The 25,201-nt window shown below is 70.0% G+C and carries 21 protein-coding genes and 2 tRNA genes; 12 read left to right on the top strand and 11 right to left on the bottom strand.

What is annotated here, in order from left to right; genetic code table 11:
- Window positions 1–143 precede the first annotated feature (143 nt).
- Both ACW62_RS15170 and ACW62_RS15175 read left to right on the top strand, forming a co-directional pair.
- Window positions 144–2,807 (top strand): NACHT domain-containing protein, encoded by a 2,664-nt coding sequence (locus ACW62_RS15170; protein ID WP_053204965.1) that lies wholly within the window; start codon window positions 144–146, stop codon window positions 2,805–2,807.
- A 31-nt stretch (window positions 2,808–2,838) separates the two neighbouring features.
- Window positions 2,839–3,990 carry a hypothetical protein gene (locus ACW62_RS15175; protein ID WP_053204966.1) on the top strand — a complete coding sequence of 384 codons (1,152 nt, stop codon included), beginning with the start codon at window positions 2,839–2,841 and terminating at the stop codon, window positions 3,988–3,990.
- Window positions 3,991–4,324: 334 nt separating this feature from the next.
- Here the strand turns inward: ACW62_RS15175 and ACW62_RS15180 are convergent, their stop codons facing one another.
- Entirely contained in the window at window positions 4,325–4,705 is a 381-nt protein-coding gene (locus tag ACW62_RS15180) for a hypothetical protein (protein ID WP_053204967.1), read from the bottom strand.
- 286 nt (window positions 4,706–4,991) lie between these two features.
- On the opposite strand from ACW62_RS15180, the gene ACW62_RS36530 reads away from it, so the two are divergent.
- Together ACW62_RS36530 and ACW62_RS15185 are read left to right on the top strand one after the other, a co-directional pair.
- On the top strand, window positions 4,992–5,201 hold the full coding sequence (locus ACW62_RS36530) for a helix-turn-helix transcriptional regulator (RefSeq protein ID WP_083459789.1): 210 nt from the start codon (window positions 4,992–4,994) through the stop codon (window positions 5,199–5,201).
- Window positions 5,198–6,670 carry a tyrosine-type recombinase/integrase gene (locus ACW62_RS15185; RefSeq protein WP_083459790.1) on the top strand — a complete coding sequence of 491 codons (1,473 nt, stop codon included), beginning with the start codon at window positions 5,198–5,200 and terminating at the stop codon, window positions 6,668–6,670. The genes ACW62_RS36530 and ACW62_RS15185 overlap by 4 nt, the downstream gene beginning before the upstream one ends.
- 25 nt (window positions 6,671–6,695) lie before the next feature.
- Here ACW62_RS15185 and ACW62_RS15190 read toward each other — a convergent pair.
- The 4 genes from ACW62_RS15190 to ACW62_RS15205 form a co-directional block, all read right to left on the bottom strand.
- Window positions 6,696–6,768 (bottom strand) — tRNA-Glu (locus tag ACW62_RS15190).
- An 88-nt stretch (window positions 6,769–6,856) separates the two neighbouring features.
- Window positions 6,857–6,928, bottom strand: a tRNA-Gln gene (locus ACW62_RS15195).
- A gap of 148 nt (window positions 6,929–7,076) precedes the next feature.
- Complete coding sequence (gene gltX, locus ACW62_RS15200) at window positions 7,077–8,606, bottom strand: glutamate--tRNA ligase (RefSeq protein ID WP_083459791.1); 1,530 nt, start codon at window positions 8,604–8,606, stop codon at window positions 7,077–7,079.
- Between the two features lie 53 nt (window positions 8,607–8,659).
- On the bottom strand, window positions 8,660–9,442 hold the full coding sequence (locus ACW62_RS15205; RefSeq protein ID WP_053204968.1) for a fumarylacetoacetate hydrolase family protein: 783 nt from the start codon (window positions 9,440–9,442) through the stop codon (window positions 8,660–8,662).
- Window positions 9,443–9,513: 71 nt separating this feature from the next.
- On the opposite strand from ACW62_RS15205, the gene ACW62_RS15210 reads away from it, so the two are divergent.
- From ACW62_RS15210 to ACW62_RS15220, 3 genes are read left to right on the top strand one after another with little or no spacing between them, the layout of a single operon-like run.
- A complete protein-coding gene (locus ACW62_RS15210) occupies window positions 9,514–11,595 on the top strand; it encodes a TRAP transporter permease (protein WP_083459792.1) in 2,082 nt (693 codons plus the stop codon).
- Window positions 11,592–12,593 carry a TAXI family TRAP transporter solute-binding subunit gene (locus tag ACW62_RS15215; RefSeq protein WP_053204969.1) on the top strand — a complete coding sequence of 334 codons (1,002 nt, stop codon included), beginning with the start codon at window positions 11,592–11,594 and terminating at the stop codon, window positions 12,591–12,593. Before ACW62_RS15210 ends, ACW62_RS15215 begins: the two co-directional genes overlap by 4 nt.
- A gap of 17 nt (window positions 12,594–12,610) precedes the next feature.
- Window positions 12,611–13,456, top strand: coding sequence for a 3-methyladenine DNA glycosylase (locus ACW62_RS15220; protein ID WP_157574778.1), 846 nt, complete (start codon window positions 12,611–12,613; stop codon window positions 13,454–13,456).
- Here the strand turns inward: ACW62_RS15220 and ACW62_RS15225 are convergent.
- Window positions 13,440–14,486, bottom strand: a complete 1,047-nt coding sequence (locus ACW62_RS15225) for a lipoate-protein ligase LplAB (protein WP_053205177.1) — start codon at window positions 14,484–14,486, stop codon at window positions 13,440–13,442. The genes ACW62_RS15220 and ACW62_RS15225 overlap by 17 nt on opposite strands.
- Before the next feature lie 50 nt (window positions 14,487–14,536).
- Between ACW62_RS15225 and ACW62_RS15230 the strand changes: the two genes are divergently transcribed.
- Both ACW62_RS15230 and ACW62_RS15235 read left to right on the top strand, forming a co-directional pair.
- Window positions 14,537–15,220, top strand: coding sequence for a Pr6Pr family membrane protein (locus ACW62_RS15230; protein ID WP_083459793.1), 684 nt, complete (start codon window positions 14,537–14,539; stop codon window positions 15,218–15,220).
- A complete protein-coding gene (locus ACW62_RS15235; protein ID WP_420843594.1) occupies window positions 15,183–17,702 on the top strand; it encodes a DEAD/DEAH box helicase in 2,520 nt (839 codons plus the stop codon). The genes ACW62_RS15230 and ACW62_RS15235 overlap by 38 nt, the downstream gene beginning before the upstream one ends.
- Window positions 17,703–17,708: 6 nt before the next feature.
- On the opposite strand, the gene ACW62_RS15240 is transcribed toward ACW62_RS15235, so the two are convergent.
- The gene (locus tag ACW62_RS15240; RefSeq protein WP_157574779.1) at window positions 17,709–18,224 is read right to left on the bottom strand and encodes a hypothetical protein; all 516 of its coding nucleotides are present in this window, start codon (window positions 18,222–18,224) and stop codon (window positions 17,709–17,711) included.
- Between the two features lie 84 nt (window positions 18,225–18,308).
- Window positions 18,309–19,757, bottom strand: coding sequence for an LGFP repeat-containing protein (locus tag ACW62_RS15245; RefSeq protein ID WP_053204972.1), 1,449 nt, complete (start codon window positions 19,755–19,757; stop codon window positions 18,309–18,311).
- Window positions 19,758–19,898: 141 nt separating this feature from the next.
- Here ACW62_RS15245 and ACW62_RS15250 point away from each other — a divergent pair, with 141 nt between their 5' ends.
- The 3 genes from ACW62_RS15250 to ACW62_RS34065 all read left to right on the top strand — a co-directional run bounded on the left by ACW62_RS15250 (window position 19,899) and on the right by ACW62_RS34065 (window position 21,209).
- Window positions 19,899–20,216, top strand: a complete 318-nt coding sequence (locus tag ACW62_RS15250) for an ArsR/SmtB family transcription factor (protein ID WP_053204973.1) — start codon at window positions 19,899–19,901, stop codon at window positions 20,214–20,216.
- On the top strand, window positions 20,213–20,734 hold the full coding sequence (locus tag ACW62_RS15255; RefSeq protein ID WP_053204974.1) for an SRPBCC domain-containing protein: 522 nt from the start codon (window positions 20,213–20,215) through the stop codon (window positions 20,732–20,734). Before ACW62_RS15250 ends, ACW62_RS15255 begins: the two co-directional genes overlap by 4 nt.
- Window positions 20,735–21,053: 319 nt before the next feature.
- On the top strand, window positions 21,054–21,209 hold the full coding sequence (locus ACW62_RS34065) for a hypothetical protein (RefSeq protein ID WP_157574780.1): 156 nt from the start codon (window positions 21,054–21,056) through the stop codon (window positions 21,207–21,209).
- Here ACW62_RS34065 and cimA read toward each other — a convergent pair.
- The 3 genes from cimA to ACW62_RS15270 form a co-directional block, all read right to left on the bottom strand.
- Window positions 21,202–22,791, bottom strand: coding sequence for a citramalate synthase (cimA, locus tag ACW62_RS15260; RefSeq protein WP_053204975.1), 1,590 nt, complete (start codon window positions 22,789–22,791; stop codon window positions 21,202–21,204). The genes ACW62_RS34065 and cimA overlap by 8 nt on opposite strands.
- A 423-nt stretch (window positions 22,792–23,214) precedes the next feature.
- A complete protein-coding gene (locus ACW62_RS15265) occupies window positions 23,215–24,309 on the bottom strand; it encodes a branched-chain amino acid aminotransferase (RefSeq protein ID WP_053204976.1) in 1,095 nt (364 codons plus the stop codon).
- Window positions 24,310–24,349: 40 nt separating this feature from the next.
- The gene (locus tag ACW62_RS15270) at window positions 24,350–25,144 is read right to left on the bottom strand and encodes a glycerophosphodiester phosphodiesterase family protein (RefSeq protein WP_083459795.1); all 795 of its coding nucleotides are present in this window, start codon (window positions 25,142–25,144) and stop codon (window positions 24,350–24,352) included.
- Window positions 25,145–25,201 lie beyond the last annotated feature (57 nt).

Raw genomic sequence — 25,201 nt, forward strand, 5'->3', positions numbered from 1 at the left:
CCTACCCCCCGAGAAGGGCGGCCGACAAGCCAAAGTCGCTCTGGTCGGCGCCCCGGCCGCACGCGAATTCTGCTGCCTCAAAGAACGCCCCAACGCAGGTGGGCTCGTGCGAGGTGTCGGCGTCGTGCGAGAGGATTCTGCGTGTGAGTGGCGTCGACACCGTCAGGGGCATCAACTACCAGCACTGTCATGCCCTGCTCGTCGCGCTCGATGTTGCGGCCGACCCGACCCCGGTGGGGATCCGGGTCGAGGGCACCGAGGACGTCCTGGACCTTGAGGTGCTCGGTCCCAGTCCTTTGGGTGGTTCGCCCGTAGTCGTGCGCGGAGCTCAGATGAAGTCCCGCGTCGCGCCCTACACGTGGGCGAAGGGCGAGCTGCTGAAGATCTTTCGACGTTGGGCTGATCTCACGGCCAGCAGTAACGCTGCGTTCGACTTCTTGACCGACGGCGAGCTGGCCGCTTCCGGTCACGTCGTCGTCGCCGCTTTGGATGCTGCTCGCCGCGGCGACCTTGGACTGATCGCCGGATTGCTCGGCGTCGCCGACACCGACCCGATGTGCAAGATCGCGGCCCGTGTACGCGTCGTCTCAGAACCCGGTTCTGTCGAAGCGCTGCTGCTCTCAGCCGAGGTCGAGGTCAGGGCTCGGTTGAGCATCGGGTCGCGGCACCCGGACGCCGAGAAGGAGTCCGTCGACCGGGTCAACGAACTGTTCCGGCTGATCTCCACCCGGTCAGGGATGAGCGACCCGGACGACCGGTTCATCAGCCGTGAAGAGATCGTTGCGGTCCTCGGCGCGGCGAGTCACCTGCCCGCCACCGACCGTTGGGAGAGCGCCCTGGGTGGCGAGTACCAGGCCGCTGCTGCCGCTCTTGACGTCAGTGACGAAGTCACCCCGACGCTTCGAGCCGGTTGGCAGAGCGAGGAGCTGCGCATCGAGGACCTCGACGGCATGTCCACGCCGCTCGTGCTTGCAGGCCGGACCGGATCCGGGAAGTCGACGTTGTCGCGCCTGTGGCGCCACAACGCCGCAGCCGGCGGCCGATCAGTAGTCGTGTGTCACGTGGAGGCGTACATCGCCGGCCGGCTCGATCGTCTCGTCGCGGACGCTGTCGGTGACTTGGTCGGGCGTGACCTGCCCCGAGTCGTGGGGCGACAGACGTTGGCCGACGCCAGCACGACCCTGGTTCTCGACGGCGTCTCCGAGGTGCCGCCGCACCTGCGTGGTGTGCTCGCTGAGGAGCTGCGGACCCACCTGGCCGGCGGCCACGGTGCCCGGGTCGTGCTGGTCGGTCGCGACGAGACCGTGTGCGCGAGCGTGTACCCGACCTCGGTCGCCGCCGGCCGGCTGTTCCCGCAAGCGTTCGGTCGCGAACAGCGCACCGAGCTGACCGCAAAGGCCCTCTGCCGAACCGCCGAAACGGAAGCAACACCGGCCCCCGACGCTGCCGCCACGCCAGCACAGCCCGGCGAGCACAGTGCGCCCGATGGGCCGGGTGAGGTGCCGGCGGATGAGTTCGACCGCGAGTGCGCCACCGCGTTGGCCCAGGTCGAGCACGCGCTCGGCGACGCGGCGGGGAATCCTATGCTGCTGCGGTTGGCGTTGGACCTCGTGGCAGACGGGGTGCCGTTCACCGACAGGGCATCGGTCTACGGGGGCAGTGTCGAGCGGATGGCCGCCCGAACGAATGCCGGTGACGTTCGGATCGCTTCGGCGATGCTGGGCGTGGTTTTCGCGAGGCTTCTCGACCAGGGCAAGCGGTACGCGAACCCATTGGAGTGGGAGCGACTGTTCAGCGAGGCTGCCGCCCTACTCCAGGAGCACGGCATCGCAACCGAGGTCGCGCAGATCCGTGAAGCGGTCGCGCGCAGCGGCCTGGTCAACGCGATTGTGACCGGTATCGGGACGACGACGCTGAAGGGTCCGGTCCACGACTCGTTCGCGGACTACTTCGCCGCACGTGCCCACGCAGACGGCCTGGTGAAGCTTCCGGCCGCGCTGGTCGAGAACGACGAGAACCGGGTCCTGCTCTCGGCACAGATGCTGATGCTCACTGACGCCGAGGTTCTGGCGGTCGCCGAGCACCTTCCGTTCACGCTGGTCCGGTTGAGCGAGTCCGACCACAACACGATCACCGACGACACCCCTGAGTTCTTGGCGAGGATCCTCAATGATGTGCTTCCGGACTCGGCAGCCGTGGGGGTGACCATGTGGCGGCGTCAGGACGGCACCCCGCTCGCCCAGGTCGGCACCGGCACCAGTAGTTGGGTCGACCCCGAGGACGCACCGGACCTGTTCGCCGGCGCGACCGTCGTAGCCGAACCGGGAGACGGTCCCGTCGCTGTCGCAACCCGGTTGTGGCGACTGGTGCTGAACCAGCGGCTCCGTCGCAGCAGCGACCTGCGGCCCCGCACGCCGCGGTCAAGGCAGGAAGCGTGCGATCAGCTGACGGCGCACACGGACAAGGTGGTCGCCGCGGCCGACTTCATCCTCGCCGAGGTCGCATCCCCGGTCGCCGCCGAACGGCTGGCCCAGACCATCGGCCCGTTGGGAATGACCGGCGTCGTCTACGAACGCGAACGGCGAGAATTCGGGCCTGACGGGTGGCCGATCAGGTTCCGACACACACCGGACACGCACCTCGTGCCCTCACCGGACGACTCCCCCGCACCCGACCGGACCCACGAAGAGGGCGACTTCACGGCGTGGGGAGACGTCGAGTCGCGAGTCTCCACGTCGCCCGAACGCGCGGCCGCGAAGGAGGTCCGTAGCGCGATCGTGAAGCTGACCCGCAACCACTGGCTATGACCCGGCCACCAACTTTCTGGAGAGAACCAGCATGAGCTTGGAGCACTCGACGTCACCGGACCTATGGAAGGCCGTGTGGCGACTGGCCGACGCGTGGTCAGAGACGCCGCTGGTGAAGGACTTTGCCGCCACCATGCCCCGCACCCAGGGATTGGAGAACCGTGGCGACAGAGCGACCGGCGTCCCTGCGCTCCTTCAACATCTCGACCTGAGCGCCGGGATGATGATGGCGAAGCCCCTGATGTTCGGCAGCCGCGTGCCGGTGCTGCTCGACCAGCCGCTGATGAGCCAAGGGACTCCCGCGGTCGACCAGGGCGAGCTCGACGCGTGGTTGACGATGGCAAACCGGATCGAGGCGGCGCACCGGATGACGTTGGCGTGGCTCCGCTCTCGACTGGCCGGGTACCCGATCCTGCGCGCACCTCAACTTGCTCCTGGGACGCCGCTGACGACGTTCGAGATGACGATCCACCACACTTGGACCAAGGAGGAGCTCGCCGCGGGGCTGAATCAGAAACCGGCACCGCCAAACGTTCCCGATCTCCTTGGCGCTGACGCTGGCGCGCCCCTAGAACTTGATGAGGCCGCCCGGGATCTGATGAGAACCCTCGAAGGGTCGCCAGCGTGGATCCGTTTCCACGACTCGCTGGACGGGTTGGACCAGGTTGGGAAGGTAGCGCTCCGGGAGGCGCGCCGCGAGCTCACCGAGCGGCTCTCCGAAGAGGCAGTAGACGATCACGAGGAACGTCTCGCGTTGCCGCGGGCCGAGTACCGCGGCCACACGACCGCCGAGGTCATCGACTCGTTGACCGGTTCGGCACGCGAGTACGCCGACGCGTTCAACGACGTCCACGAACTCCTCACGCTGGTCGCCTGCGACATCTTCGGGGAGCTGACCCTATTCGGCGAACCGTGGCCGGTGCCGGTGCTGAACCTTGAGACACCCGAGCCCGGACAGCCGATCGTCGCGTTCGAGGGCCAAGGTGCCGCCGGCTTTTTCCTCACCACCGGTCAGGTGCTGTGGCTTTCCAACGAGTCGGTGACCGACGCTGTCCGGATCGAGACGAAGTCGATGAAGTTCGACGTCGAAGGTTTGCGTGACCACTTCGAGGCACGCGTCCTCATCGGCACCGGTGAGGGGTGGCCGGTCTCGACGGTTCAGCTTCCGGACGCTGCTGAGTAACCAACGTACAGCGAGTATCCGACCCGGCGCCGAACGGCATTTCCCTGCGAGGGGCTTCGGCGTACCAACCCTTTGGCAAGCTCGGCCGCTCAGAAGAGTCACAAAATGACGATGGTGCTCAACAGCAACGGTCCGGCCGCGCAACGCGCTGATCTGCACGCATGCAGTGTCTTGCTGAGTGCTCACGCGACTACAGAAGTTGCCGTGGCGACTGCGTCATTCCGCCGCGAAGGACACCGTGCGCAAGCACGTCGGGAGTGAGCGGCGGCTCCACGAGGACGTGGGTGCGACATCGACCAACCGCCGGTCGACGACGAGGACCGAGCCACGGGGCCTAGCGCTCCCACGGGAGTTCGCCGCCCATGATCTCCTCCACCTCGTCGTCCCACAGGTGGAAGTTCTGAGGGCAGTGGCGGGCGGTGATCGCCAGCGCCATGCCGAACGCCTGGAGCTCGTTGTCCGCTTCTTCTCCCAAAACCAGGACCACTGCCCGCTGCTCATCCTCGGACAGGCTCTCCATGTCGGAGCACAACGCCTTCCCAACATCGTCGAGCTGATCTGCCTCGAAGCCCGACCATGCACCGACCCGTGTCAACTCGTAGTAGGTGCTGGCCTCGATGAGCGGTCCGTCGCCCGTCTGGTCCGGATCGTCGTCGGTCCCGCCGCAGCCGGCAAGTAGAAGCCAGCCGGTCATGACGCATGCGACCTGCCGCATGGTGCCCCCTTGGTTGGTGTCGTGATTCTGCGCGCAGGGCCGGACACTTCCCGGCTGAGGCGCCAGGTCGAGGCCGCAGGCCGTGACGAGCCCGGGACCGAGCGTCCAGTGAGGGGCGAGGCCAGATCGACGGGCGCGTCCCCGGAGGCGCCCGGGCGGGCCGACGGTCGCACTACCTGGTTCTCGTCCTCCAGCGTCGGCGCGCTCTCACCCCAGCACGCGCGGCCCACGCACCTACCTCTCGGACGCCCGGCGACTGTAGGTGCACAGAGAGGTATCGCCGACGATGACACCAGACCGTGAAGGGCAGCGTCAGAGGGAGCATCTCAAGGTCGCTGACATCTGCTCAGAGCTCGGCATCGCTAGGTCGACCTTCTACGACTGGCGGGCCAAGAAGACCGCTCCGCCGTGCATCAAGCTGCCCAACGGTGAGCTCCGCGTCCGCCGGAGCGATCTCGATGCGTGGCTGAACTCGCGGCAGGAGCCGCAGCCTTGAGCGCGACGACGTACAACGTTCGGATTCGGAAGACCAAGATCTACAAGGGTGCGCGGGTCACGACGTACTACGTGCGCTGGGCCGTCGACGGACGTGACGTCAAAGAGCCGTTCCGCACCGCGGCACAGGCGGAGAGCTTCCGTTCTGACCTGATGGTGGCTGCCCGCAAGGGTGAGGCGTTCTATGTCGATTCCGGCCTCCCGGTGTCTATGAAGCGTGCGGAGGCGACCATGTCCTGGTACCAGCTCGCCTGCGACTACGTCGACGCCAAGTGGCCCAGATGCGCGGCGACCACACGCCGCACGATCGCCGAGGCGCTCACCGCAGCGACATGTCTGATGTTCACCAACGAACGCGGCATCCCCGACGGCGTCCAACTGCGGGCGGCGCTGAAACGGTGGGCCTTCAACACCAACCGCCGCGACGACCCGAACCAGCCCGCTTGGGTGAGCGATGCCCTGCGCTGGTCGGCCAGCCACAGCAGGCCAGCCTCCGCCCTCGCCGACACCGACGTGCTGCGCCAGCTTCTCGACGGGCTCGGGGTCCGCCTCGATGGCGGCGCCCGCGCGCCCAGCGTCACATCACGCTGGCGGAAGATCCTCTACAACCTGGCCGAGTATGCGATCGAGCGGAAGGTGCTCGTGGCAAATCCGCTTCCCACCGTGAAGCAGCCGGCGCAGCGCATCGCCGAGGTCGACCGGCGCAGCGTTGCCAACCCGACCCAGGCACGCGATCTGCTCACCGCCGTCGCCGCCCAGGGCACCACCGGGCCGCGGCTCGAGGCCTACTTCGGCTGCCTGTACTACGCAGCCATGCGCCCTGAAGAAGCCGCCGACCTACGCCGCGACAATCTCGACCTCCCCGACCAGGGCTGGGGCTGGATCTACCTGGAAGCGGCCAAGCCCCACGCCGGTGGCGAATGGACAAACACCGGCAGAGCACGCGACGAGCGACCACTCAAACAGCGCGGGATCGGCGAGGTCCGCAAGGTTCCGTCGCCACCGGAACTCACCGCGCTGCTGCATCACCATCTCGATACCTTCGGGACCACACGCGACGGACGCCTGTTCGTCGGTGAACGCAGCACCGACCACCTGCCCGCGTTCACCGTGTTCCGCGTCTGGAACCGCGCCCGCGAGGCAGTCTTCGGCGCCGACGCGAAAAGCCTGCTTGTTGCGCTGCGCCCCTACGACCTTCGCCACGCGGCCGTCTCCACCTGGCTCAACTCCGGCGTCCCGCCCACCAAGGTCGCAACCTGGGCGGGGCACTCCGTGGACGTCCTGCTCAAGATCTACGCCAAGTGCATCGACGGCGATGACGAGCGGCACCGCACGATGATCGAGCATGCTCTCCAGCGGCCGGGACCGGCCGCAAAACTTGGCCACGTATTTGCCAAGAACACCCGTAGAGAGCCGCCCAGAGCCGTCGATGACCGGACAGACAGAAACGACCCCTCACCTACGTTCTAGCAGGTGAGGGGCCGTTTCCTCAGAGTAGCCCCGACGGGATTCGAACCCGCGCTACCGCCTTGAGAGGGCGGCGTGCTAGGCCGCTACACAACGGGGCCGTTGCGACCGAGGTCGCGAGGTGAAACTTTACCCGAGCCTTGCTCCGACTCCAAACCGGCTGGAGATCGTCGCGGGCCGTGCTGGGCGCTGGGGTACCAGGACTCGAACCTAGACTAACTGAACCAGAATCAGTCGTGCTGCCAATTACACCATACCCCACTGGATCGGGCGGGTTTCCCGCTCGACCGCCCGGTAAGGATAGCGGTCGGAGGGGGTCCGATCCAAACCGGCTGGACGGCCGCGCCGCAGCTCAGCGAGACGTGGGGAACATCACCACGAAACGGGCGACGACGCGGGCCGGGGCCGGTCAGCCGACCCGGGTGAGGGCGGCATCGAGGCGGGCGAGGGTGCGGTCGCGGCCGAGCAGTTCCAGCGACTCGAACAGTGGCGGCGACACCCGGCGCCCGGTGACGGCGACGCGGACGGGGCCGAAGGCGTGCTTCGGCTTGAGGCCCAGACCGTCGACCAGTGCCGAGCGCAGACCCGCCTCGATCGTCTCCGTCGACCACTTCTCCAGCGATGCCAGCCGGTCCCGCGCGGCGAGCAGCACCGGCCGCGCGTCCTCCGTCAGGACCTTCGCGACGGCGTCGTCGTCGAAGGTGACGGGGCCGGGGGCGAACAGGAAGCCGAGCATGCCGACCGCCTCGTCGAGCACCGTCATGCGCTCCTGGACGAGCGGAGTGGCGGCGCGCAGCAGCTCCAGCGACGACTCCGGGACGACGGCGGGCAGCACCCCCGCCGCCTGCAGGTACGGCACCATCCGCTCGGCAAGATCATCGGACGGCAGCCGGCGCAGCCAGACGCCGTTGATGGCCTCGGCCTTCTTGAGGTCGAACCGGGCCGACGCGGAGTTGACCCGGGTGACGTCGAAGGCGGCGGCCATCTCGTCCATCGAGAAGACCTCGACGTCGTCGCCGATGGACCAGCCGAGCAGGGCGAGGTAGTTGAGCAGGCCCTCGGGCAGGAAGCCGCGGTCGCGGTAGAGCTGCAGCGACGACTCGGGGTCACGCTTGGACAGCTTGCGGTTGCCCTCGCCGGTGACCAGTGGCAGGTGCCCGAACCGCGGCAGCGGCCCCGACGCGAACCCGATGTCGCGCAGCGCCTGGTGCAGGACGAGCTGGCGCGGCGTCGACGAGAGCAGGTCCTCGCCGCGCAGCACGTGCGTGATCCCCATCAGCGCGTCGTCGGTCGGGTTGACCAGCGGGTAGAGCGGCTGGCCGTTGGCGCGGACGATGACGTAGTCGAACAGGTTGAACCGGTCGACGGTGATCTCGCCGCGGATGAGGTCGACGAACGTGACGTCCTGGTCGGGCATGCGCAGCCGGAGGACGGGCTTGCGGCCCTCGTCGACGAACGCGGCGAGCTCGGCGGCCGAGAGCGACCGGCACTTGCCGTCGTACCCGCTCGGCTTCCCGGCCGCACGGGCCGCCTCGCGCCGCTCGTCCAGCTCCTCCGGCGTGCAGTAGCAGTGGTACGCGTGACCGGACTCCAGCAGCCGCGCCGCGGCGTCGGCGTAGAGGTCGTGCCGCTGCGACTGCCGGTACGGCGCGTACGGGCCGCCGATGTCGGGCCCCTCGTCCCAGTGCAGCCCGAGCCAGCGCAGCGCCTCGAGCATCGCCTCGTACGACTCCTCGCTGTCGCGCGCGGCGTCGGTGTCCTCGATGCGGAACACGAACGTGCCGCCGAAGTGGCGCGAGAACGCCGAGTTGTAGAGGGCGGTGCGGATCACCCCCACGTGCGGGTTGCCGGTGGGCGACGGGGAGTAGCGCACGCGGACGTCGGCGGGCGCGACGTCACCGAGCACCAGAGCGTCCGACGAGCCGGAGCCGTCAGTCACAGCAGATCACCTTGAGTTCTCAGTCAGAAGGTCGGATGGACGGCAGGCTACCGTCAGTCGGCGGCGACGACGGGGTTGGCGAGCACGCCGATCCCCTCGACGGTGACGGCGACGTGGTCGCCCGCCGTGATCGGCCCGACGCCGGCGGGCGTGCCGGTGAGGATGACGTCGCCGGGCAGCAGCGTGAACGCCGCGCTGATGTACTCGACGAGGGTCGCGACGTCGAAGATCAGCTGCGACGTGCGGCCGGCCTGCCGCTCCTCGCCGCCGACGCGGCAGCGCACCGCGAGGTCGGCGGGGTCGAGGTCGGTCTCGATCCAGGGGCCGAGCGGGCAGAACGTGTCGAAGCCCTTGGCCCGGGCCCACTGGTTGTCCGTCTTCTGCAGGTCGCGCGCGGTGACGTCGTTGCCGCAGGTGTAGCCGAAGATCACCTCGGACACGCGGTCGCGCGGCACCGACTTGGCGATGCGCCCGATGACGACGGCCAGCTCGGCCTCGTGGTGCACGTTGCCCGACTGCGGCGGCAGCACGATCGGCTCGTCCGGCCCGATGACGGACGTGTTCGGCTTGAGGAACAGCAGCGGTTCCGTGGGCAGCGGGTTGGACATCTCGGCGGCGTGGTCGGCGTAGTTGCGCCCGACGCCGATGACCTTGCTGCGCGGGATGACCGGCGCCAGCAGCCGCACGTCCTCGAGCGCCAGCTTCTCGCCGGTCAGCTGCGGCGTCCGGTAGAGCGGGTCGCCTTCGAGGACCGCGATGACGGTCGCTCCGCTGTCGTCCTGTCCCACCGCTCCGAAGCGTGGGTCGTCCCCCGTCGTGAACCTCGCGATACGCACGTGGGTGAGGGTATCTCGCCGGGAGAATCACCCTAGCCATGAACGGTGCGTCACACCTAGGGTCATGATGCATGACCGACGCCTCGACGACGCGGCACGCCAGCGGTGAAGGTGCGGACGTCGGCGAGCTGGTGGCGCGCTACGACGAGGAACTGCCGGCCCGCCGGTTGTCCGGCCGCGTGGCCCAGGCCGTCGGCGTCGCCTGCTTCGCCGTCGCCGTGTTCGTGCTGCGCCAGGTGTTCTGGCCGCTCAGCGCCGGCAACCAGTACTACCTGATGCTGTTCCTGGCGTTCGTGCTGCCGCTGGTCTTCCTCTGCTATCGCGGGGTGACGACGCGCGCGCGGGCCGAGCTCGCCAGCCCACTGGAGCAGCGCGCCGACAACCCCGGCCCGCTGGACTGGGCGCTGGCGGCGATCGCCCTGGTGGCCTGCCTGTACCCGGTGCTGCCGGTGACGCTGGGCGACTCCGGCGGCGGCTTCGACGCGTTCCTGGACCGGCAGGGCTCGCTGACCGGCCTGGACGTCGCCATGGGCGCGATCGTGCTGGTGCTGGTGATCGAGGCGACGCGGCGGACGACCGGCTGGGTGCTGCCGATCGTGTGCGTCGCGTTCCTGGCGTACGCGTACTACGGCGGCTTCCTGCCGCAGTCGTGGCCGGGCGCGCACGCCGGCATCGACATCGACCAGATCGTCAACGCGCTGTACAACGACCCCAGCGGTTTCTACGGCATCCCGCTCGACGTCTGCGCCACGTACATCGTGCTGTTCACGATCTACGGCGCCGTGCTCGACCGGACCGGCGCGGGCCGCTTCTTCATCGACCTCAGCTTCGCGATCTTCCGCCGGTCGCGGACGGCGCCGGGGCGGACGGTGGCGCTGTCGGGCTTCCTGCTGGGCACGGTGTCCGGGTCGGGGACGGCGACGGCGGTCGGCCTCGGCGCGGTGACGTGGCCGGTGCTGCGCAAGGCCGGCTATCCGCGCGAGAACGCCGGCGGCATGCTGGCGGCGTCGGGCATCGGCGCCATCCTGTCGCCGCCGACGCTGGGGGCGGCGGCGTTCATCATCGCCGAGTACCTGGGCGTCTCGTACCTGGACGTGCTGGTGTGGGCGCTGGTGCCGACGCTGCTCTACTACCTGGGCATCGTGCTGGCGATCGAGATCGACGCGCGCAAGGCCGGCGTCGACGCCGTCGAGGTGGAGCGGAAGAACCCGTGGCGACTGCTGGCGCGGTCCGGCTACCACTTCCTGTCCCTCGGCGTCATCGTCGTGTTCCTGGCGGCCGGGCTGACGCCGTTCCGCGCGGTGGTCTTCGCGACCGCCGTCGCCCTCGGGTTCGGCGTGATCGACGCTGTCGTGCGTCGGCGCGGCCGCGACTGGGCCGGCGTCGCGACGGAGACCGCGCGGGTCGTCTACCTGTCGCTGTCCGACGGGGTGCGCTCGGTGCTGCCGGTGGCCGCGGTGTGCGCGGCCGCCGGGATCATCGTCTCGACGATCACCAAGACCGGCCTCGGCCAGGTGCTGTCCGACCTGCTCATCGACACCGCGTCGGCGGTCTCCGACAACGCCACCGTCGTGCTGGTGCTGAGCGCGGTGCTGGCCGCGGTCGCGATCCTGGTACTCGGGCTGGCGGTGCCGGTGACGGCGTCGTTCATCATCAGCTGGGTGGTCATCGGCCCGGCGCTGCTCGACCTCGACGTGCCCGCGCCGGCGGTCGCGATGTTCATCTTCTACTTCTCCGTGCTGTCCGAGGTGTCGCCGCCGACGGCGCTCGCGGCGGTCGCGTCGGCGGCGATCACCGGCGGCCGGGTCATCGCGACGATGTGGCAGGCGTGCAAGTACGCGCTGCCGGCGTTCCTGGTGCCGCTGGCGTTCGTGCTGACGGACAACGGCTCGGCGCTGCTGCTGGAGCGCCCGGCCGGCGACGTCGCCTGGACCGTCGCCGTCTCGGCGGTCGCCGTCGCCGCACTGGCCGCGGCCGCCGGCGGCTGGATCGTCCGCCGCGCCGGTCCGGCCGAGCGCACGCTCTGCGCCGTCGCCGCCTGCCTGCTGCTGTACCTGCAGCCGCTGTCCATCGCGCTCGGCGCCGGTGTGCTGGCCGCCGCCGTCGTCGTACACCTCACCACGTCGTCAACCCGAGAGGAAGCGCCGACATGAGAACTCGCGTCGCCACCCGCCTGACGGTGGCCGTACTCGCGACCGGCCTCGCCGTGTCCGCCTGCGGCGGCCGGCAGAGCACCGAACCCAGCGATGAGGGCGGCGGCGACGCGGGCGCGTGCGAGGCCGGCTCGGGCCGGATGACCATCGCGACCGGCAACGCCACCGGCGTCTACTACGCGCTCGGCGGCGGCCTGGCGCAGCTGATCGGCGACGAGACCGACATCACCGCGACGGCGGCCGAGACCGGCGCGTCGGTGCAGAACATCCAGCAGCTGGTGGCCGGCGACTACGACCTCGCCTTCTCGCTGGCCGACACCGCCGCCGACGCCGCCGAGGGGACCGCCGCGTTCGACGAGCCGCAGCCGGTGTCGGCGCTCGGGCGCATCTACCCCAACTACACGCAGGTGGTGGTGCGCGCCGACGCCGGGATCACGTCGATCGAGGACATGGCCGGCAAGACCATCTCGACCGGGTCGCCGAACTCCGGCACCGAGGTCATCGCGCACCGGCTGCTGGAGGCGGCCGGCCTGGACCCGGCGAGTGACGTGCAGGCGCAGCGGCTGGACCTCACCAAGACCGTCGACGGCATGAAGGACGGCTCGATCGACGGGCTGGTGTGGTCCGGCGGCCTGCCGACCGCCGCGATGACCGACCTGTTCACGTCCCTCGGCGACGACGTGACGTTCATCGACATCACGCCGCAGCTGCCTGCGCTGCAGGAGTTGAACCCCGTCTACACCGAGGGCGAGATCCCGGCCGAGACGTACGGGACGAACGCCGCGGTGCCGACGATCGTCGTGCCGAACGTGCTGCTGGTCCGCGACGACCTCGACGACGGGACGGCGTGCGCGCTGACCAAACTGGTCTACGAGAACGTGGCGGCGCTGACCCAGGTGCACGCGGCGGCCGCCGACATCGACGTCTCGCAGGCGACCGAGATCGACCCGATCCCGCTGCACCCGGGCGCGGAGCAGGCCATCGGCGAACTGGAGTGAGTTCGTAGGCTGGGAGGGTGATCCTGGCCGAGGAGGAGTGGCGGGCGCGGCTGCTCGCCCACGAGGCGCGCGTCGACGCGCTGGTCGGGCCGCACCTGTCGCGGCGGCGGGCCGGGCGCACGCACCCCGTCCACGACTTCCTCTTCACCTACTACAGCTTCAAGCCGGCCCAGCTGCGCCGCTGGCACCCGGGCACGGGGGTCGTGCTGGCCGGGTCGCCGCCGCACGCGTCGTGGCCGGGGTACGAGGCGCGGCGTTCCGGCGTGGCCGTCGGCGCCGCCATGGTCGAGCGGCGGGCGTCCACCGTCGAGTGGGTGCGCGGGTTGCTGGCCGCCACGGCCTCGCGGCCCGCACACACCGGCTGCTTCGGGCTGCACGAGTGGGCCATGGTCTACCGGACGCAGCCCGGCGACGTCCGGCACGAGGCGTACCCGCTGCGCCTCGGCCACTCCGGCACGGACGAGGTGGTCGAGGCGCACCAGATCAGGTGCTCGCACTTCGACGCGTTCCGCTTCTTCACCGACGAGGCCCGGTCGCTCAATGCGCTGACGCCCACGCGCGAGCTGCAGCCGTCGCTGGAGCAGCCGGGCTGTCTGCACGCCGGCATGGACCTCTACAAGTGGGCCTACAAGCTGACGCCCTTGGTGCCGTCCGAGCTGGTCGTGGACGCGTTCGAGCTGGCGGGCGAGATCCGCGAGCTGGACATGCGCGCGTCGCCGTACGACCTGAGCGGGCTGGGCTACGAGCCGGTCCGCATCGAGACCACCGAGGGCAAGCGCGACTATGTCGAGCGGCAGCGCGCCTTCGCCGCCCGCGGCGCGACGCTGCGCGAGCGGCTGCTCGCCGTCACGGAACCCGGGTGAGCCAGTCGCCGGTGCCGAACTTCGAGACGACGAGGTCCTCGGCCAGCCACAGCGTCTTCTCGTCCAGCGCGTCGTCGGTGAGGCCGTAGCGGGCGCGGAAGGTGCCGACCATGCGGTCGATGACGTCGGCGCGGGGCAGGCCGGTCTGCGACCGGAGCGGGTCGACCCGCTTGTTGGCGCTCTTCGTGCCCTTGTCGGACAGCTTCTCGCGGCCGATGCGCAGGACCTCGAGCATCTTCGCGGCGTCGATGTCGTAGGCCATGGTCACGTGGTGCAGGACGACGCCGCCGGCGAGGCGCTTCTGGGCGGCGCCGGCGATCTTGCCGGCCGGTGAGGTGATGTCGTTGATCGGCTGGTAGCTCGCCTCGATACCGAGGGCGCGCAGCGCCGCCACCACCCACTCGTCGAGGAAGGCGTAGGAGTCGACGAAGGAGAGGCCGGACACCAGCGACTCGGGCACGTACAGCGAGTAGGTGATGGTGTTGCCCGGCTCGACGAACATCGCGCCGCCGCCGGAGATGCGCCGCACCACGGTGACGTCGTGCCGCGCGGCGCCGTCGAGGTCGACCTCGTTGCGCAGCGACTGGAAGCTGCCGATGATCACCGCGTTCGACGACCACTCCCACACCCGCAGCGTCGGCGGCCGCTCCCCCGCGCCGACCTGCTCGGCCAGCACCTGGTCGAGCGCCATCTGCAGCGCCGGCGGCTGCGGGCCCTCGTGCAGGAAGTACCAGTCGTGGTCGGTCCAGGACGTCGCGCCGGTGAGGGCCCGGCGGACGGCCACGGCGACCGCCTCGGCGGAGAACCCGAGCATGACGACGCCGTCGAGGACACCGTCGACCCGCGCCGCCAGCTCCGCCGCGGACAGCGAGACCGGCGCCCCCACCAGCGCGGCATCGATGCGTTCCAGCGCGTCGTCGGGTTCGAGGAAGAAGTCGCCGCTGACGCGCGCGTGCCGGATGACGCCGTCGAGGACGTCGAGGTCGACGACGACCAGCTTGCCGCCCGGCACCTTGAACTCACCATGCATGATCGTGACAACCGCCCCGGCCACGGGGCTGTTCCCGCTACGCTCCGACCATGCGGTCGAACCCCGTGGCGGCCCGTTGGTGGCACGTCGTGACCCTGCTGGTCATCGTCGCGTCCCTGATCACGCAGCTGGTGCTGGTGTTCCAGGGCACCAACGTGCTGGTCGAGGACGGCACCGTCCCGCCGTCGCGGGCGATGCGGCTGGTGAACTACCCCAGCTACTTCACCGTGCAGTCGAACATTCTGCTCGGCATCGGCGCGGCGATCCTCGTCGTCAGGCCGGACGCGGACGGCCGCGCCTTCCGCGTACTGCGCCTCGCCGGCCTCATCGGCATCGCCGTCACCGGCGTCGTCTACGTGACGCTGCTGCGCGGCGAGGTCAGCCTCGACGGCGCCGCGGTGCTCACCAACATCGGCTTCCACTACCTGTCGCCGCTGCTGGGCGTCATCGGCTGGCTGCTGTTCGGCCCGTGGCCGCGGATCGAGCCGCGCACCATCGTCCTCAGCCTGAGCTGGCCGGTCGCCTGGCTGATCTACACGCTGATCCGCGGCGACGTCGTCGACTGGTACCCGTACCCGTTCATCGACGTGGCCGAGCTCGGGTACGGGCGGACGCTGCTGAACGCGGCCGGCATCACGGTGGTGTTCCTGGCCGTGGGCTGGCTGTTCGCCTTCGGCGACCGTAGGCTCGGTGACCGTGCCTACGGATCTGACGACGTCGCTCGAACGCGCTGACCACGATCCGGACTCCCTCCACGACGCCTTCACCGAGTGGGCCGCCGAGCGCGGCTTCGACCTGTATCCGGCGCAGCAGGAGGCGCTGATCGAGCTGGTCTCCGGCTCGCACGTCATCCTCAGCACGCCGACGGGGTCGGGCAAGAGCCTGGTGGCGGTCGCGGCGCACTTCGCGGCGCTGGCCGACGGACGGCGGACGTTCTACACGGCGCCGCTGAAGGCGCTGGTGTCGGAGAAGTTCTTCGCGCTGATCGAGATCTTCGGCGCCGCCAACGTAGGCATGATGACCGGCGACTCCAGCGTCAACCCGACGGCGCCGATCATCTGCTGCACGGCCGAGATCCTCGCCAACATCGCACTGCGCAGCGGCGACGACGCCGACGTCGGCCAGGTCGTCATGGACGAGTTCCACTTCTACTCCGACCCGCAGCGCGGCTGGGCCTGGCAGGTGCCGCTGCTGGAGCTGACGAAGGCGCAGTTCCTGCTGATGTCGGCCACCCTCGGCGACGTGTCGTTCTTCGAGAAGGACCTGCGCCGCCGCACCGGCCGCGAGGTCGCCGTCGTCACGTCGGTGCAGCGCCCGGTGCCGCTGACCTACCAGTACTCGCGCGAGGCGACGCACGACCTGCTGGCCGAGCTGCTGTCCACGCACCGCGCGCCGGTGTACGTCGTCCACTTCACCCAGGCGGCGGCGATCGAGCGGGCGCAGGCGCTGGTCAGCGTGAACGTCGCCAGCCGCGAGCAGCGCGACCGCATCGCCGCCGAGATCGGCGGGTTCCGGTTCAGCTCCGGGTTCGGGAAGGTGCTGAACCGGCTGGTGCGCGCTGGCATCGGCGTCCACCACGCCGGCATGCTGCCGAAGTACCGCCGGCTGGTCGAGCGGCTCACGCAGGCCGGCCTGCTCAAGGTGGTGTGCGGGACGGACACCCTCGGCGTCGGCATCAACGTCCCCATCCGCACCGTCGTCTTCTCCGGCCTCACCAAGTACGACGGCGTCCGCATGCGCCAGCTCTCCGCCCGCGAGTTCCACCAGATCGCCGGGCGGGCCGGCCGGGCCGGGTACGACACCCTCGGCGAGGTGATCGTCCAGGCGCCGGAGCACGAGATCGAGAACCAGCGGCTGGTCGCGAAGGCCGGCGACGACCCGAAGAAGCTGAAACGCGTCGTGCGGAAGAAGGCGCCCGAGGGGTTCGTCTCGTGGGGCGAGGCCAGCATGCAGCGGCTCATCGCGGCCGAGCCGGAGCAGCTGACCTCCAGCTTCGAGATCAGCAACGCCATGGTGCTGGGCCTGATCAGCCGGCCCGGCGACGCGTTCGCGCACGCCCGCACGCTGCTCACCGACAACCACGAGCCGCCCTCGCGCACCCGCAAGCACGTCCACGACGCCATCGCGATCTACCGGGCGCTGGTCGCCGCCCAGGTGGTCGAGCGGGTCGACCCTCCCGACGCCGAGGGGCGGACGGTGCGTCTCACCGTCGACCTGCAACCGGACTTCGCGCTCAACCAGCCGCTGTCTCCGTTCGCGCTGGCCGCGTTCGACCTGCTCGACCAGGAGTCGCCCACCCACGCGCTGGACCTGCTCTCCGTCGTCGAGGCGACGCTGGACGACCCCCGTCAGGTGCTGTCGGCGCAGCAGCACAAGGCCCGCGGCGAGGCGATCGGCGCGATGAAGGCCGAGGGCATCGAGTACGACGAGCGCATGGAGCTGCTCGAGGACGTCACCCACCCGAAGCCGCTGGAAGAGCTGCTCGACGCCGCGTTCACGATCTACCGGCAGAGCCACCCGTGGGTCGGCGACTACGAGCTGTCGCCCAAGTCCGTCGCCCGCGACCTCTACGAACGCGCCATGAGCTTCGGCGAGTACGTCGCGTTCTACAGTCTGGCCCGCTCCGAAGGGCTGGTGCTGCGCTACCTCGCCGACGCCTTCCGCGCCATGCGCCAGACGGTGCCCGAGGAGGCCCGCACCGAGGACGTCGCCGACCTCGTCGAGTGGCTGGGCGAGCTGGTCCGCCAGGTCGACTCGTCGCTGCTGGACGAGTGGGAGGCGCTGCGCAACCCGGCAGCACTCGACGGCGACGGCGGGGCGGTCCCGGTCGAGAACGCGCCCCGGCCGATCACCGAGAACCGGCGGGCGTTCCTGGTCGGCGTCCGCAACGCGCTGTTCCGGCGGGTCGAGCTGGCCGCCCGGCGCGACTGGGCCGGGCTGGCCGCGCTCGACTCCGCGGACGACTGGACGGCCGACGACTGGCAGGACGCGCTGGAGCCGTACTTCGACGAGCACGCCGACATCGGCATCGGCCCGGACGCGCGCAGCGCGAAACGGCTGATCGTCACCGAGCACCCGGACCGCTGGGAGGTCCGGCAGATCCTCGACGACCCCGCCGGCGACCACGACTGGGGCTTCACCGTCGTCGTCGACCTCGCAGAGTCCAACGCCGCTGGCGCCCCCGTCATGGCCGCCAGCGAAGCCGGCCGGCTCTAGACCCCGTCAGACGCCCGTCGCGGCGAACCAGGTGGTCGCGTTCGGCCCGACGAACACGACCGGGGCGATGCACGGCTCCGGCAGGTCGACGCGGTCCTTGATCTCCGAGTCGCCGCCGGTGGACGCCGGGAACGGGTCGGTGGCCACGTTCACCGTCGTCGCGACGCCGTCGACCGTGGTCAGGCAGCTGACGACGGCGACGAAGTTCGGCGCCGGGTTGACGCCCTGACGGTCCGGCGGCACGGGCGCCGCTTCGAGCAGGACGAGGTCGTCCACCTCGACCTCGATGCGGCCGTTGCTGGACAACTCGACCTCCGCCTTGTCCAGCTGCCACGGCAGGCCGCCGCCGTTGACGCCGCGGATCGGGTTGGCGGCGCCGACGTACGGCCCGTCGACCGCGACCATGGTGTCGGCCTCGACCACGGTGCGGCCCTTCGAGTGCCCGTGCCCGCCCGACGCGGGCAGCGCCACGAGCGCGGCCGTCGCCAGCGACGCGAGCACGGCTGCGGGTATGCGCTTCATGTCTATCCCCTTCGCAGGTCGATGGTCCTCCCCTCCTGATACGAGCCGGACGAGCGAAAGGATCGCGTCGCTACCGACGCGGCGTCAGCCGAAGGTCACGTCGAAGTAGGCCTTGTACGCTCCCTCACCGGTGAGCAGCGGCGTCGCGAGGTGGAACTCGACGTCACGCTCGCGCTGCCGCGGTGCCTGCGCGAGGCCGATCAGTGCCTTGGGCGCCAGCGGGAACACGGCCGTGCCGATCGTGTCGTCGCCGCTGTCGATGGCGTCGTTGATGGCGTTGGCGATCGGCCCGGCACCCGCGTTGGCCAGGGCGAGGGCGATGCCGCTGACGGTGAGCCCGACGCCGGTCGCCGCGACGGCGGCGGCGAGGCCGTTCATCGCCAGCCGCACCCCGGCCTCGATCTGGCCGCGGTACTCGTCCGGGTTGCCGGTGTCGTGCTCGGCCATCGTGACGGTGAGCGCGCCGATGCCGGCCGGCGGCCCCTGGTAGACGACCATGGCGTCCGGGAACGACCCGCCGGCGTCGACGCCGACGATCGGCGTACGGACGGAGACGGTGGCGTCCCGGTTCGGCCCGACGGACGTGGCGACGACGTAGGTCTCGTCCTGCGCGGAGAGCTCGTCGGACTCCGCGAAGCAGTTCTGCCCGCGGTAGCGGACCTGGATGCTGCGGACCACCTGGACGCCGAGGTCCTCCCAGAGGTAGATGTCGCCGTGCTCGAAGGTGTTCACCTTGCCGCGGTCGGCCCGCTCGATCTGCTCGTTGCTGGTCGGGTAGCCGAGGTCACTGGTGGGCCCGCCCAGTTCCTTCCACTTGGCGCCGATCTGCCCGTGCACTTCGTGCGCGCCGGTGGCTGTGGTCGAGTACATGGTGCCGTTCTCGAATTCGGTGACCTTCCCGCGGCCGTCGGGCACCCGTTTCGTGTCGGAGAGCGGCCGGCCCAGGAAGCTGCCGAGCCCGCCGAGTTCCTTGTACTCCGCGTAGATCGGCGCGTCGATCGCGATCGCGTCGCCGGACGGATGCAGGAAATAGATCACCCGGTCGCCGTTGAACTCCTGGGAGTAGAAGCGGCCGCCGCTCGTCGGCGTCGAGTGGATCGGCCCCGTGGGCGTGTCGAAGGCCGACGTCTCCAACGCCTTGTCGGCGATGCCGTCGCGCACGATCCGGGCCACCCCCAGGCCGTCGGCCCGGCCCTCCAGCCAGGCCGCCTTCAGGTCCTCGACGTGCTCGGCGCCCAGTGGCGGCGGGACGAAGTCGTCGGTCGTCGTGCCGCGGAGGCCGACGGTGATGCCTCGCTTGAACCCCTTCTTGTAGGCCTCGAACCGGGCCATGCCGTCGTCGAAGCCCTCAGTGAACGCGTCCGTGGCCGGTCCCGGCTCACCCACCGGGTTGTTGTCCAGCCTGTGGTCGCCGAACGCGCCCTCCTTGTACCCGTCGGCGTACGCCGGTCCCAGGACCGGATCGCCCGTGTGCGGATTCTCGAACGGTCGCTCGATGAGCTGGGTACCCGTCCCGTCCTCGCCGTTCGGCATGACCATCGCCCCCCGTGAAGCCCTGGCCCGTGCCGTGCGGCACCGGGCCGCCTGATGTTTCCCCTCTTCGCAGCATGGCACCGGCGGCGGACGGTGTGAAGGGATTGACATGTGACCTTTTGGTCACCTATCGTCGATGCCATGACCGGCGACCGGGTCTTCAAGGCACTCGCCGATCCCACCCGGCGCTTCCTGCTCGACCTGCTCTTCACGCGTGACGGCCGCACGCTGACCGAGCTGGAGTCCGAGCTGGAGATGAGCCGCTTCGGCGTCATGAAGCACCTGCGCGTGCTGGAGGAAGCGAACCTCGTGGTCACGCGCCGGTCGGGGCGGGAGAAGTGGCACTTCCTCAACCCCGTCCCGATCCGGGAGATCCACGACCGGTGGATCGACAAGTACACCGAGCACCACACGACGGCGCTCATCGAGCTCAAGGCCGAACTGGAGGACGAATCATGACGACCGCGACCGTGACCACCACGCAGGTGTATCGCATCTACATCAAGGCCACCCCGGAGGCGATCTGGGCGGCCATCACGCAGCCGGAATGGACGGCGCGCTACGGCTACACCGGCATCGCCAGCTACGACCTGCGGCCGGGCGGCGCCTACTCCGTCGCGCCGACGCCGGAGTTCAAGGCCGCGGCCGAGGCGCAGGGGTTCCCGTGCCCCGACGTCATCGTGGACGGCGAGGTGATCGAGGCCGAGCCGCCGCGGCGCCTGGTGACGACGTTCCGGATGCTGATGGACCCGGCGATGGCCGAGGAGGGCTTCACCCGCATCACCCACGAGATCTCGCCCGCGCCCGACGGCAAGTCCTGCTCGCTGACATTGACGCACGAACTGGCCGGCGCGCCGCTGCTGGCCGCGCTGTCCCGCGGCGACAACGAGGCCGAGGGGGCCGGCGGCGGGCACGCCTGGGTGCTCAGCGACCTCAAGAGCCTGCTCGAGACCGGGGCCGCCCTAGGGGGTGACTGACGGATCTTCGGCGGCGCGGATCGACGCCCAGGAACCGACCAGCTGCGTTGTCGTCGTCACTCGATGGCACCGCATCGACCTCCTCCTCCGCCTTGCTGGACCGGCCCCTGGACGCCGCCCGCATCCACCAATACCCGTCAGACACCCCCTGGCGGAGTGATCGACGGGCGCAGCCGTTCGGCCGACACGCTGATCACGTGTCGGCCGAACGGCTGATCTTGGTCGACTCACCGAATTTCGATGCGACATCGCGCGCAGAAAGTGACAGACTTCACTTCGGCGATACCGCAGGAAACATTCTTACGAGAAAGGACCCAAGGTGATTCGGGGGATCCTCGACCACGGCAGCAACGGCTGGCGGGTCGAACTGTACGACACCGAACCTCTCCGCCGTACCATCATCGAGATCGACGAGCTGCCCACGTGGGCCGACGCGTCGGCCGTCATGAGCAGCGCATTCAAGCTGGTCAGCTGATCGCCGACTCCCCCTGGCGCAGCAGTCCGTAGGTGACGGCGTCGACGAGCGCCTCCCACGAGGCCTCGATGATGTTGGCTCCGACACCCACGGTCTCCCAGGACGTCTTGCCGTCCGTCATCTCCACGAGCACGCGCGTCACCGCGTCCGTGCCGTGGGCCGCGTCCAGGATCCGCACCCGGAAGTCGATCAGCTCCAACTTGGCGATCTCCGGGTAGAGCGCACCGATCGCGGTGCGCAGGGCGTGGTCGAGCGCGTTGACCGGACCGTTGCCTTCACCGGTCACCACGACGCGCTCGCCCCCCGCCCGCAGCTTCACCGTCGCCTCGCTGATGGCGTCGCCGCCGGGCCGCGACTCGGTGATGACCCGCCACGACTCCACGTCGAAGTAGCTGGGCCGGCCCTCGGCCTCCTCGCGCAGCAGCAGCTCGAACGACGCGTCGGCCGCCTCGAACGTGTAGCCGGCCGCCTCGAGGTCCTTCACCCGCTGGGTGACCCGGGTGACCAGCTCGCGGTCGCCGGACACGTCGTAGCCCAGCTCGCGGCTCTTCAGCTCGACACTCGCCCGGCCGGCCATGTCGGACACCAGCAGCCGCATGTCGTTGCCGACCCGCGCGGGGTCGGTGTGCTGGTAGAGGTCGGGGTCGACCTTGATCGCGCTGGCGTGCAGGCCGGCCTTGTGCGCGAACGCGCTGGCACCGACGTAGGGCTGCCGCGAGTAGGGCACGATGTTGGTCAGCTCGGAGACGGCGTGCGCGATGCGGGTGGCCTCCTGCAGCGCGCCCTCCGGCAGCACCGTCAGATCGCGCTTGAGCTGCAGGTTCGCGACCACCGTCATGATGTCGGCGTTGCCGGTGCGCTCCCCCGTCCCGTTGACGGTGCCCTGCACGTGGGTGGCGCCCGCGTCGACGGCGGCGACGGAGTTGGCGACGGCACAGCCGGTGTCGTTGTGGGCGTGCATGCCGACCCGGGCGCCCGTGCGCGCGAGCACGTCGCGCACCGTCGCGCCGACGTCGTCGGGCAGCATGCCGCCGTTGGTGTCGCACAGCACGACGACGTCGGCGCCGGCGCCGGTGGCGGTGCGCAGCACCCGCAGCGAGTACTCGGGGTTCGTCCGGTAGCCGTCGAAGAAGTGCTCGGCGTCGAGGAAGACGCGGCGGCCGTTCTGCACGAGGAAGCCGACGGTGTCGGCGATCATCGCGAGATTCTCGTCGAGCGTGGTGCGCAGCGCCCGCTCGACGTGCCCGACGTGGCTCTTCGCGACCAGCGTCACGACCGGCGTCTCGGCGTCGAGCAGCGCCCGCACCTGCGGGTCCTCGGCCGCCGTGGTGCCCGCCTTCCGGGTGGCGCCGAACGCCGCCAGCTTCGCGTGCGTCAGGTTCAGCTCGGTGCGGGCGCGGCGGAAGAACTCGGTGTCCTTCGGGACGGCGCCCGGCCAGCCACCCTCGATGAAGCCGACCCCGAGCTCGTCCAGGTGACTGGCGATGGCGAGCTTGTCCTGCACGGAGAGCGACAGGCCTTCCTGCTGGGCGCCGTCGCGGAGCGTGGTGTCGTAGACGTGGAACTGCTCGGGGTCGGTCACTGCTCTGTCCTCACGGGGGGTCTGCTGACAAAACAAAAGACCTCCCGCGGATGCGAGAGGTCTGCGCGCCTGGCATGGTGCTGGGTGCCGGCGCGCCTACGGAATAATCAGACAGAAAGTCATCGTGCAGCAGTATGACACAGTTCACCCGGCCGGTGGAGACGGACCCCATGACGACGCCGCAGCCAGGGCGATCGGACGCACACGACGGCGCCCACGCCTTCGTCACCTGATCATCTCCAGCATGCGGACACCTGACGATCAGGTGACACAACGGCCGCTCTGTGTGCGCGTACGTCACCTGATCGTTTCCGTCCACATCGTGGAGACGATCAGGTGACAAAGCGGGGCGCAGCGCTACGCCACCGTCACCTGATCGTTTCCGTCCACATCGTGGAGACGATCAGGTGACAAAGCGGGCGGTCAGGCGACGCGGTGCATCCAGCCGTGGGGGTCGTCGGCGCGGCCGTACTGGACGTCGAGCAGCGCGGCGCGGAGCTCGGACGTCACCGGGCCGGGCTCGGCGCCCATGGACAGCTCGCCGCCCTGCCACGCCAGCCGGCCCAGCGGCGTGACCACCGCGGCCGTGCCGCAGGCGAACACCTCGGTGATGTCGCCGGACGCCACACCCTCGCGCCACTCGTCGATGGAGAAGCGGCGCTCGTCGACCTTGTAGCCGCGGTCGGCGGCCAGCGCGTGGATGGAGTCGCGGGTGATGCCCTCGAGGATGGTGCCGGTCAGCTCGGGCGTGACGATGGAGCCGTTGGCGTGCACGAAGTACAGGTTCATGCCGCCGAGCTCCTCGACCCATTTGCCCTCGACGGCGTCGAGGAAGCAGACCTGGTCGCAGCCGTGCTCGATGGCCTCCTGCTGGGCGATGAGGCTGGCCGCGTAGTTGCCCGCGCACTTCGCCGCGCCGGTGCCGCCGGGCGCCGCCCGGGTGTACTCGGACGACAGCCAGATGTCGACCGGCTTCACGCCGGACGAGAAGTAGGCGCCGGCCGGCGATGCGATGACGCAGAACGTGACCTGCTTGGCCGGGCGCACGCCGAGGAACACCTCGGAGGCGAACATGAACGGACGCAGGTAGAGGCTGGTCTCACCGCCGGACGGCACCCAGTCGGCGTCGGCGCGGACCAGCAGGTCGACGGCCTCGACGAATGAGTCGGCGGGCAGCGACGGCAGCGCCATGCGGTGGGCGCTGCGCTGCATGCGCTCGCCGTTGGCCTCGGGCCGGAACGTCCAGATGGAGCCGTCGGCGTGCCGGTAGGCCTTGAGTCCCTCGAAGATCGCCTGCGCGTAGTGGAACACCGCGGTGGCGGGGTCGAGCGCGAGCGGGGCGTACGGACGCAGCCCGGCATCGTGCCAGCCGTCGGGGGTCCAGCTGGCGGTGACCATGTGGTCGGTGAAGTTGGTGCCGAACCCGGGGTTCGCCAGGATCTCCGACCGGCGCTCGGGCGATACCGGGCTCGACGTGAGCGTCGTCGAGAACTCCAGTGCCGCTGCGGTCGGTGTCATGGCTGTGCTCCTCGAGAACTAGTTGGACGTCCAACCAACGCTACCGATCATCGCGTTCTGCGTAAACGGTGCGAGGCCAACGACCCTCGGCGATCAGCACCTCCCGCAGCACGTCGGGCCGGTCGGTGATGATGCCGTCGACGCCGGCGTGGATCAGCCGATGCATCGTGACAGGGTCGTCAACCGTCCAAACGATGAGGCGCAACCCCAGGTCATGGGCGCCTTCGACCAGACGGTCGATGAATATCGGGAGTCTACCCCAGCGCAACGGCACGTGCACGAAACCCCCGCTGGCCACCCGCCGCGGCGGTGCGACCCGGCCATGCGAGCAGAGCAGCCACGACACCAGCGACCGCCAGCCCAGCGCGCACGACAGCCCCGGCCCGAGGTCGGCCCGCAGCGCCGCCAGCCACCCGTCCCACGCCCCGGCGAGGCACACCCGCTCGACGGCGTTCGCGGCCCGCAGCACGCGCGACAGCGGTTCCAGCGACGCCTCGTCCTTGACGTCGATGACGAACCTCGCGTCCGGGAAGGCGGCCAGGACGTCGTCCAGCCGGGCCACCGGCTCCGCGCCGAGCACCGTCAGGCGCCGGACCTCGTCCCACGTGTGCCGCCGGACCAGCCCGCGGCCATCGGTGACGCGGCCGAGCCGTGCGTCGTGGAAGGCCAGGCAGACGCCGTCGGAGGTGACGCGGACGTCGGTCTCGAGGTAGCGCAGCCCGAGGGCGTACGACCGCTCGAACGCGGCCAGGGTGTTCTCGGCAGCCAGCCCCGCCCCACCCCGGTGGGCGATGGCCAGCACGTGCGGCTCCACTCCGTAGCGAGTCAGGCTCACACCCCAACGGTGGCAGGCCCCGACGCGGAGGTCGACGGCGAAGTGCCTGTTCACAGC

It is taken from the genome of Jiangella muralis, assembly GCF_001270745.1.
Lineage (GTDB): Bacteria > Actinomycetota > Actinomycetes > Jiangellales > Jiangellaceae > Jiangella > Jiangella muralis.